Consider the following 9,186-nt stretch of genomic DNA (forward strand, 5'->3'; position numbering starts at 1 on the left):
CTCGGCAACGCCGGGAACGCCGAAATCGTTCGCCTCGCTGCCGACCGCCAGTACCAGCGTGTCATAGGGAAGCCGACGTTCGGGCAGCAGGGTGAGGCCATCGCGGTCAAAGGCATCGACCGTGAGGCGGCGCGCGTCCAGATCGATCGCCGAGGCGCGACCGGGATGATAAAGGAACCCGTGTTGGCGGGCCTGCGCCAGATACGGGACGCCGACCCGCGCGACGTCGTGGGTGCCGGCGGCGATGCTGTGGAGCATCGGTTTCCACACATGCGCGGTGGCGAGGTCGACCAGCGCGACGTCCAGCCCCTCGTGCCCGGCCAGCGTGCCGGCCAGGTCGAGCCCGGCGACGCCCCCGCCGACGATCAGGACGCGGTGTGCGTCGCCTTGCTCGGTCGGGCCGAGGCCGGCCCCGGCGTTTGTGTCATTCATGCTATTCGACCTCCGGCATTTTCCGCTCGATATGCGATCCGTCATGCGCATCCGCCCATCGCCGAGGGCGTGGAATTTGGGCGCATCGTCCTGATGCAAACCTTGTCGGTGTGATGATGGGTCCCGCTACTCCGGCCAATCTGTCGCTAGATCGCCGAGGGCGATGCCTAATTGTTCACATAAAACAGTATCATGCATGATGATCGGCACGATCGAGGGGCCGATAGCCATATGGGGCTATGACAGCCCGCGCATTGCCTCAACATTTCTGGAGTGTTTCCCATCGGTTATGCGGAGGCGCCGAGGATGATCCGAATGTTCCAGCCGAGTTGATACCGGCCATCCATTTGAAAATCAGACCAAATGTGGATCGCGATGTTTCGGCACGAGGGCACGCAACAAAATCGGTCTTCATGCGTAGCGAACAGAGCGATTGGGGGTTGTGGTGCTGAATGGAAGCTATTGCGGGCCGTCACCCATGCCGGGGACGTTGCTCGAACATTGGAATGTCGATCCTGTTCTGATCGCCACGCTGGTCGGGATGATGTTGCTCGGTCCTCGTCTGCCAGTTCTGGAGCGACGCTGTCTCGTGGCCGCGGTGGCGGCATTGACCGTCGCATTCGCGTCGCCGCTGTGCGCCCTTTCGGTTGCATTGTTTTCCGCGCGGGCGGTGCATCATCTGGTGCTGGTCGGCGTGGTGGCGCCGCTGCTCGCGGTAGTCGCCGGACGAGGGGTGCGGGTGGGAATGGCCGCGGGACTGGTCGCAGCGACAGTCTCGCTATGGCTCTGGCATATCCCTGCGCTGTATGACGCCGCGCTCGCCAACAAGGCCGTGTACTGGGTGATGCAGGCGACGCTGCTCGGCGGGGCCTGGGCGTTCTGGCGGGCGGTATTTGCGGCCTCTCCGGCGGTGGCCGCGGCGGGCATCGCGGGTGGCGCCGCGCAGATGGGCATGCTGGGCGCGATCCTGAGCTTCGCACCGCGCCCGCTTTATGTCAGCCATCTGGCCAGCACCATACCCTATGGGATGGGGCCGCTTGCCGATCAGCAACTGGCGGGGCTGTTGATGTGGGTGATCGGGCTGCTCCCCTATGCGGTGGCGGCCGGCTGGCTGGGGCGGCGTGGCTGGCGGCGGCTGTCACCGGGGCTGGCCGCGTGACGGGCTTGGCCGGACTGGCGGTCACCCTCGTCAAGTTCCTGCATATCGCCGCGCTCGTGATCTGGTGTGCGGGTCTGTTCGCGCTGCCGCTGATGCTGGGCAAGCACGAGGCGGGGGAGGCGCAATCGGATTATGCGCGGCTGCGGCTGCTGACCCATGACAGCTATGCCTTTATCGTCACGCCGGCGGCGGTGATCGCGATCGCCGCGGGGACGGCGCTCCTCTATCTGCGCGGCGTGTTCGTACCGTGGATGTTCGCCAAGCTGGTGGCGGTGGGCCTGCTGGTCGCGCTGCACTGCTGGATCGGGCATATCGTGATACTGATGAGCGAGCGGCGCGGCACCTACACCCCGCCGTCACCCGTGCCCCTGCTGGTCGGCAGTAGCGCCACGATGATCGCGGTCCTGCTGCTGGTGCTGGGCAAGCCGGTCGTGCCCGATCTCGTACCCGAATGGCTGACCAAGCCGCAGAACCGTCAACTTCCGGTCGACGAGACACCGATTTGATATTCGAACACCAGCTTGCCGCCGTGCCATCCGGTGAAGCCCGTGAAGCCGACCGCGAACAGCGAAAGGAGCAGGCCATAAGGGAGCACGGCCTGTTCGTAGCCGGTCAGGCGATAGCCCCAGTTGGCGCCGATGATCGACAGCAGCATGACCGCGATCACGAAATGCGTCCAACTGGCCGAGCGGCTGCGGATGCCGCGGACGAGCAGCAGCTCGGCGGTGCCCGACAGGCCAGCGAGCAGGCCGAACAGGAAGCCGGCGCCCGCCGCCCACAGTCCGGCGCGTGCCCAGAAAGCGTCGCCCGTCCACCAATAGAGCAGGTCGGCGCCCAGCGTGCAGCTCGTCAACGCGATCGGAAAGGCGACCAGCATCGCGTGAATGGGATGTCCCGCGACCGCGATCTTGGAATCGGTGCGGTTGAAGTGCGGCTTTTCGGTAACCGGATCGACCAGACCCCGGTGCAGCGTGTCGTCGTTCATGCCGTGTCCCACAAACGCCGCAGCAAGATCACGGCCTTGGCCGTGACAACGCCGCTGATGCTGACGGGTTGCATGGTGGCGCCGCTATCGACACTGGACCCGGCCGGGCCGCATGCGGGCAGCATCGCGCGATTATGGTGGGTGATGCTGGCGGGCGCGGGCATCCTTGCCGCGCTGGTATTCGTCCTGCTGGCGATGGCGTTCCGGCGGCGGGGGACGCCGGGCGAAGGCAACCCACGGTTGTGGATCGGTGCGCTGGGGCTGGCGATGCCGGTGGCCGTATTGGGTGCGTTGCTGATCTACGCCTTGCTGGCGGGGGTGGCGACGCTGCCGAACCCGGCGCCCGATACGGTGCGCATCGCGGCGGAGTCGCGTCGTTATGGCTGGCGCTTCACCACCGGGGGCGGACGGGTGAGCGAGGGCGTGCTGCACATCCCTGCGGGTCGGCCGGTCGATCTGGCAATCACTTCCGTCGACGTCATCCACAGCCTGTGGATACCGCGTCTGGCGGGCAAGATGGATGCGATACCGGGGCATATAAACGTGCTGCGCGTGCATGCCGACCGGCCCGGCACCTACCGCGGCGAGTGTGCCGAATATTGCGGGGTCGGCCACAAGGATCACGGCTTCACCGTCATCGCCTATGACGCGGCAGGCTGGGCGCGGTGGACGGGCGGAAACCCCATGTCGGCGAACAGGGGAGGGGATCGGTGAGGGCGCTGCGGCTGCACAGGGAGCTGGATGCCGTCTGGCGGACCGAGCCGGGCTGGCGCGGCTGGCTGCGTTCGGTGAACCATTCGGACATCGGCAAGCGCTTCATCATCGCCGCCTTCACCTTCTTTGCGATCGGCGGCGTTCTGGCGATGCTGATCCGTGCCCAACTGGCGACGCCGAACAGCGCGTTCGTGGGGCCGGCCGTCTACAACCAGATTTTCACGATGCATGGCAGCATCATGATGTTCCTGTTCGCCATCCCGATGTTCGAGGGACTGGCGATGTATATCCTGCCCAAGATGCTGGGCGCACGCGACCTGGCCTTTCCGCGTCTCTCGTCGCTCGGCTGGTGGTGTTATCTGTTCGGCGGCACGATCATCGTCGGATCGATGCTGGCGGGCGTCGCCCCCGATGCGGGCTGGTTCCTGTATCCGCCGCTGTCGGGCAAGGAGTGGACACCGGGGATCAATTCCGATGTCTGGCTGCTCGGCATCACCTTTGTCGAAGTGTCGGCGATGTGCGCCGCGATCGAGATCGCGGTGTCGATCCTGAAGCTGCGTGCCGGCGACATGCGGCTGGACCGGATGCCGATCCTGGCCTGGTACCTGCTGGCGACGGCGGGGATGATGATCTTCGGCTTTCCGCCGCTGATCCTGGGATCGATCCTGCTGGAAGTGGAGCGGGCGTTCGGCTGGCCCTTCTACACCACCGCGCTGGGCGGTGATCCGCTTCTGTGGCAGCATCTGTTCTGGCTGTTCGGACACCCGGAGGTTTATATCATCTTCCTGCCGGCGGCCGGGGCGGTATCGACCATATTGCCGGTGATGGCACGCACCCGGCTGCTGGGATATGGCGCAATCGTGGCGGCCGTGCTGGCGCTTGCCTTTCTCAGCTTCGGGCTGTGGGTGCATCACATGTTCACTACGGGCATCCCCCATATGGCGCTGGGCTTCTTCTCGGCCGCCTCGACGCTGGTCGCGATCCCGACGGCGGTGCAGATCTTTGCCTGGCTGGGCACGCTGTGGAACGGACGGCCCGAGATGAAGCTGCCGATGCTGTACCTGATCGGCTTCTTCATCGTTTTCGTCCTGGGCGGCTTAACCGGCGTGATGCTGGCGGTGGTGCCGTTCGACACACAGGCGCACGACACCGCCTTCGTCACCGCGCATCTGCATTATGTGCTGGTCGGCGGGTTCGTGTTCCCGATGCTGGCGGCCGCCTATTACTGGTTGCCGCATTTCACCGGGCGGGGCCGGGTGATGCGCATCGGCGAGGCAGCGTTCTGGCTGATCTTCGTCGGGTTCAACCTGACGTTTTTCGGGATGCACCTGACCGGGTTGCTGGGCATGCCGCGGCGGATCGATACCTATTCGCAGGAGATGGGCTGGACGCTGCTGAACCTGATTTCATCCGTCGGCGGCTTCATTCAGGCGTTCGGCTTTGCGCTGTTCCTGATCGATGTGGTGTTGAAGACGCGGCTGGGCCAGCGTGTGCGGCGCGATCCATGGAATGCGGACACGCTGGAATGGGCGATGCCGATCCCGGCACCGTCGTACAACTTCGCCAGTCTCGCGCGGGTCACAAGCCGCCAGCCGCTTGATGACATGCCGGACCTGGCGGTGCGGCTGGCATGCGGCGACGGCCTGCTGGCCGGCGCGGGCAGTGGCCGGCGTGAGACGCTGGCCGTGGACATGACGACGGGTGCGCCGGAACATGTCGCGATCCTGCCGGGCAATAGCTGGCTGCCGATCGCGACCGCCGGGACGCTGGGCGGGTTCTTCCTGTTGATGCTGGCGGGGTGGTATCCCTTCGCGCCGATCTTCCTAATCGGCACGGCATGGCTGATTTGGCGCTGGGCGTGGAGCAATGGCACGAATGCCGATGTCGGCCCGGTCGATGCCGGCGACGGCCTGCACCTGCCGACCAGTTTGGAGACGCAGGGGACAACGGGCTGGTGGGGCAGCATCTTTGCGCTGTCGGCCAGCGCGACGCTCTTTGCCTCGCTGCTGTTTGGTTATGCCTTCTTGTGGACGGTCGCGCCAAACTGGCCGCCGCCGCAGTTGATCGAGGCGGCGGCGGTCGAGCCTGTGCTCGCGGTGCTGGGTGCGGCCATGGCGATCTGGGCGGTTCGCGCGCGCCGGGCAACGCTTGCCGCGGCGGGGCAGGGGATGATCCTTCTTGCCCTGGTCGCACTGATCGCGTTGCGCATGCCTTCGCCTTCGTCGCATGCCTATGCAGCCACCAGCGCGGCGGTCGCCGCATACGCGATCTTTCACGTCAGTGTTGCGATGGTGATGTGGCTTTTCATCCGGGCACGGGCACAAGCGGGCTTTCACTCGGCGGCGCGTGATACCGAGCCGCGGATCGCAACCCTGTGGAGCGATCATGCAGCAGGTGCCGGCGCATTTTCCGCAGTCTTGCTGGTGGTCCCGGGATGGCTGGCATGATCACGCTCCTGCGGATGAGTGCGGGGCTGATTGGCTGGGCGGTTGCGTTCTGCCTGCTTTACGGCCTGCACGGTATCGGGTGTGCGGCGGGCTGGGCAAGCATGCCGGTGATGGGCGCGAGCCTGCATCGCACCGTGTTGCTGGCGGCGTGGATCGCCAGCGTGGCGGCGACGCTGACCCTGGCGCTGCGATGGCGTGCGCCTGGCCCGGCGCTAACCGACCGTGCGGCGGCGGTTCTGGCCTGGGTGGGATGTGCGGCGACGATGGCAGGGGGGCTGCCGATCCTGCTGGTGCCGGATTGCTTGTGACGAGGACGAGGATAAGATCGCAGACGACGCACCACAGCGCGCCGGGGGCGGCGCTGCTTTTTGCCGCGCGAAAGTCGGACTAACGTCTGTCCTTTACAGAACGCTGCCTATCGAAACGTCAAAATGGTCGATCATCAACGTAGAGGCGCTCCCTCCATCGCGGTCGCTGATGGCCTGAGCGATCTGGATATGCCGCCTCAACACCTCGTCGCGCGCTTGCGGCGTTTTGCGGGTCTGCCATGCGACCGGTACGGCAACCGTCATCAACGGCGCGAACGATCGTATGATTTGCAGAAACAGCACGTTACCGCTCGCGCGCGCGATCGCCTGATGGAAGATGATGTCGTTTCGCGTGATCTCGTCGATATCACGGGCCGCGCGCATCGCATCGGCGGCGGCGGTGATCTCTGCCGCATCGGCGTCGGTCCGGTTGAGCGCGGCAAGCTCGGCGGTGCGCAGTTCCAGCGTGCGACGCACATCCCAAACTTCGGAAACGGAAACCTGATCGGTAGCGACGGCATGGTCGAGCGAGGTCCCGATGACCGATCCATCGATCGCCCCGACCCGTGCACGGCGACCATTGGCCACGTCGATCAAGCGTAGCGCCGCGAGCGCACCAAAGGCCTCGCGCATCACGGCGCGACTGACCCCGATGTCGGTGGCGAACTGGCCCTCGCCGGGTAGCGTATCGCCCACCTTGAGGTCCGCCGTACGGATATGCTCGCGGACGCGGCGCACGGCCAGGTCGACCAGCGATCCGCCTTCATCGAGACGAACGACACCCTTCATGCCGCGGCCTGCATCGCACGCAACCGGGTCGGGGCGATGCCGTAGCGACGGGAGAAGGCACGGGTGAAGCTGGCATTGTTGCTGTAGCCGCAGCGATAGCCGATCGAAGACACGGGCAGGTCGGTGGCGAGCAACAGGCTGTGCGCGCCCTGCAACCGGCGATCGGCGATGGCGTCGGCAACGGTGGAGCCGAACGCCTGACGGAATCCCCGGGTCAGCTTGGCGCGGTTGAGCCCGCAGGCGCGGGCGATCGTGTCGAGCGTCAGTTTCTCCTGCCAGCGTTCGTCGACCAGGCGACGCGCGACGGCCAGGCGGGCGGCATCACGTTCCGACGAGTCGCCGGCACGATCGGCGGGGATCAGCGCGGCATCCGCGAACTTCTCGAAGGTCGCGCAGAGCAGTTCGATGCTTTTGGCAAGGCGCAAGGTGGCGCGGGCGGGCTCGGACAGGGGACAGTCGCGCAACGCGACGGCGAGCAGGGCCAACTCGGCAGGGAGGTGCCAGCAGCCGGGCCGGGCGGGCAGGTGGCCGAAGATGCGGAAACACGCCTTTGCGGAGGCGATCAGCACCACCGTTGCATCCTCGGTATCGGCGAAATCGTCGCACAGGCTGAGGGTGGGCGCATCATCGCCGAGATCGAAGCGGAGGACGATCGGCTCCGCCGGCAGATCCTGGCCGTCGATCACACCGGTGCCAACAAAGGACAGCATTTCCGGCGACACATCGATCCGCTGTTTGCGCGTCATCGATCCTCTCCTCTCGAGATTGTGATGAACCTTTCAGATAGGTTCGTCAATTGCGGACAGGGGGGCGCGGCGCATGGCGAGGAAGAAGCCGAAGACCGAGAGCGTTCCCGTGGCGACGCCGACGATGGCGAGGGCTGGGCCGAGATGGCTCTCGCCGCCGAGCAGGCTGCTGATCGCTGTGACGAGCGAGGGGGCGATGCCGAAGCCGATGAGACCGGCAAAGGCGATAAAGGCGCCGATGCAGAGGCCGCGCAGTTCGTTGGGGATGAGGACGGTGAGGGCGACCGAGGTGACGAGGCCGGTGATCGCGCCGCAGAGCGAGAGGACGCCAAAGGCGATGGCGAACCAGGTGACGGTGGGGCCGATGGGGAAGAGCGCGGCGGGCACGCCGACGCTTGCGGCGATGACCGCACCGAGCAGCAGGCCGCCGCGGATGTGGCTCTTCTGCCCCCAGTCGGCCGCAAAGCCGCCGAGCAGCGTGCCGGTGACGCCGCTGACGAAGACGAGGGCACCCATCCAGCCGGCGAAATCGCCCGGCTGCAGGCCGTAGTGACGGGACAGGACGGGAGCGGCCCAGACCAGCGCGGCATTGTCCGCCATCACCACCGCGACCTGCCCGACGAAGAGCGGTGCAAGGAAGACGCGCCGCGACCACAGTTCGGCGGCAAGCACGCGGAACGGTGCGTGGCTGGTGGCCGCGACCTCCTGCCGGGTGGGCTCTCGAAGGAACAGCAGCGGCAGGATGGCGGCGCCGCCGATGACGGCGAGTATCGCATGGGTGCCGCGCCACGGCGCCAGACCGCCGATGATGGGGAGCCCGCCCGCCGCGATCGTGCCGTACAGCCAGCCGCCGATGCCGAAGGCCGCCGCCAGCCCCGCCATCTTGCCGAGGTTGACGAGCAGCATGGCCCGGCCGCGCCGCTCCGGCACGCACAGGTCGGCGGCGAGCGACAGCGCGGCGGTCAGCGCGCCGGTGGTGCCGGTCGCGGCCAGCACCCGCGCGACGAACAGCATGACCGGGCCGCTCGCCACCGCGGTCAGCGCGGTGCCGAGCGTCCAGACCAGCGCCAGCGCAATGAGCAGGCGCTTGCGGTTGAAGCGGTCGACAAGCAGGCCGACGGGCACGGAGAAGACGACGAGCGCGAGGGCGGCGCTGACGCCTTGAATGATGCCGAGCACCGCGTCGCTGAGGCCGAGTTCGACCTTGGCTCCCTCCTGCACGGTGCCGAACGAGGCCATCATCGTGAAGCCGATCGCCATCGCGAATGTCAGCGCGAGCAGCGAGGGCAGGGTCCGCGCCGCGGTATGTGGTACGCCGAGCGGAGGGGAGGCGGGGGCGGTGTCGGTCATCGGGGACGCTCCCACGTTCTACAGGCTGAAGATCTTGCCCGGGTTCATCAGGTTTCCCGGATCGAGCGCGCGTTTCAGGACGCGCATCGTGTCCACTGCATCGCCCAATTCGGCGACGAGCCAGTCCTGCTTGCCGAGGCCGATGCCGTGCTCGCCGGTACAGGTGCCGTCCATCGCGATCGCCCGCTCGACCAGACGGCGGTTGATCCCCTCGACCTGCGCGAACTCGTCAGGATTGGCGGGATCGATCGAGAAG

Annotated in this window: 11 protein-coding genes; 5 read left to right on the forward strand and 6 right to left on the reverse strand. The window is 66.6% G+C overall.

Features of this window, described 5'->3' with window-relative positions; translation table 11 throughout:
* The coding region (locus tag Q0U08_RS13995; protein ID WP_298092004.1) for an FAD-dependent oxidoreductase at window positions 1-432 on the reverse strand (432 nt) is incomplete at its 3' end.
* 445 nt (window positions 433-877) lie between these two features.
* Here Q0U08_RS13995 and Q0U08_RS14000 point away from each other — a divergent pair.
* Together Q0U08_RS14000 and Q0U08_RS14005 are read left to right on the forward strand one after the other, a co-directional pair.
* Window positions 878-1,591, forward strand: a complete 714-nt coding sequence (locus Q0U08_RS14000; RefSeq protein WP_298092006.1) for a cytochrome c oxidase assembly protein — start codon at window positions 878-880, stop codon at window positions 1,589-1,591.
* Window positions 1,588-2,097 (forward strand): CopD family protein, encoded by a 510-nt coding sequence (locus Q0U08_RS14005; RefSeq protein WP_298092008.1) that lies wholly within the window; start codon window positions 1,588-1,590, stop codon window positions 2,095-2,097. Before Q0U08_RS14000 ends, Q0U08_RS14005 begins: the two co-directional genes overlap by 4 nt.
* Here Q0U08_RS14005 and Q0U08_RS14010 read toward each other — a convergent pair.
* On the reverse strand, window positions 2,067-2,576 hold the full coding sequence (locus tag Q0U08_RS14010) for a DUF2231 domain-containing protein (protein WP_298092009.1): 510 nt from the start codon (window positions 2,574-2,576) through the stop codon (window positions 2,067-2,069). The two genes, Q0U08_RS14005 and Q0U08_RS14010, sit on opposite strands and share 31 nt — an antisense overlap.
* Window positions 2,577-2,618: 42 nt before the next feature.
* Between Q0U08_RS14010 and Q0U08_RS14015 the strand changes: the two genes are divergently transcribed.
* Genes Q0U08_RS14015 through Q0U08_RS14025 form a run of 3 tightly spaced genes read left to right on the forward strand, consistent with a single transcriptional unit; the run spans window position 2,619 to window position 6,045 of the window.
* Entirely contained in the window at window positions 2,619-3,290 is a 672-nt protein-coding gene (locus tag Q0U08_RS14015; protein WP_298092017.1) for a cytochrome B, read from the forward strand.
* Window positions 3,287-5,737, forward strand: coding sequence for a cytochrome c oxidase subunit I (ctaD, locus tag Q0U08_RS14020; RefSeq protein ID WP_298092010.1), 2,451 nt, complete (start codon window positions 3,287-3,289; stop codon window positions 5,735-5,737). The genes Q0U08_RS14015 and ctaD overlap by 4 nt, the downstream gene beginning before the upstream one ends.
* Window positions 5,734-6,045 (forward strand): hypothetical protein, encoded by a 312-nt coding sequence (locus Q0U08_RS14025; RefSeq protein WP_298092011.1) that lies wholly within the window; start codon window positions 5,734-5,736, stop codon window positions 6,043-6,045. The genes ctaD and Q0U08_RS14025 overlap by 4 nt, the downstream gene beginning before the upstream one ends.
* Window positions 6,046-6,138: 93 nt before the next feature.
* On the opposite strand, the gene Q0U08_RS14030 is transcribed toward Q0U08_RS14025, so the two are convergent.
* The 4 genes from Q0U08_RS14030 to Q0U08_RS14045 form a co-directional block, all read right to left on the reverse strand.
* Window positions 6,139-6,834: a FadR/GntR family transcriptional regulator gene (locus Q0U08_RS14030; protein ID WP_298092012.1), complete on the reverse strand. Its 696-nt coding sequence runs from the start codon at window positions 6,832-6,834 to the stop codon at window positions 6,139-6,141.
* Entirely contained in the window at window positions 6,831-7,580 is a 750-nt protein-coding gene (locus tag Q0U08_RS14035; RefSeq protein ID WP_298092013.1) for an AraC family transcriptional regulator, read from the reverse strand. The genes Q0U08_RS14030 and Q0U08_RS14035 overlap by 4 nt, the downstream gene beginning before the upstream one ends.
* 33 nt (window positions 7,581-7,613) lie before the next feature.
* Complete coding sequence (locus Q0U08_RS14040) at window positions 7,614-8,930, reverse strand: MFS transporter (RefSeq protein ID WP_298092014.1); 1,317 nt, start codon at window positions 8,928-8,930, stop codon at window positions 7,614-7,616.
* An 18-nt stretch (window positions 8,931-8,948) separates the two neighbouring features.
* Window positions 8,949-9,186: FAD-linked oxidase C-terminal domain-containing protein (locus Q0U08_RS14045; RefSeq protein ID WP_298092015.1), on the reverse strand; the 238-nt coding region annotated here is incomplete at its 5' end.

This window comes from uncultured Sphingomonas sp., from assembly GCF_946477935.1.
Classification (GTDB): Bacteria; Pseudomonadota; Alphaproteobacteria; order Sphingomonadales; family Sphingomonadaceae; genus Sphingomonas.

What these genes read in the sequence shown, in the direction of transcription:
- Q0U08_RS14030 (WP_298092012.1), bottom strand. Translation starts at nt 6,834, where the DNA reads ATGAAGGGTGTCGTTCGTCTCGATGAAGGCGGATCGCTGGTCGACCTG.
- Q0U08_RS14025 (WP_298092011.1), top strand. Translation starts at nt 5,734, where the DNA reads ATGATCACGCTCCTGCGGATGAGTGCGGGGCTGATTGGCTGGGCGGTT.
- Q0U08_RS14035 (WP_298092013.1), bottom strand. Translation starts at nt 7,580, where the DNA reads ATGACGCGCAAACAGCGGATCGATGTGTCGCCGGAAATGCTGTCCTTT.
- Q0U08_RS14040 (WP_298092014.1), bottom strand. Translation starts at nt 8,930, where the DNA reads ATGACCGACACCGCCCCCGCCTCCCCTCCGCTCGGCGTACCACATACC.
- Q0U08_RS14010 (WP_298092009.1), bottom strand. Translation starts at nt 2,576, where the DNA reads ATGAACGACGACACGCTGCACCGGGGTCTGGTCGATCCGGTTACCGAA.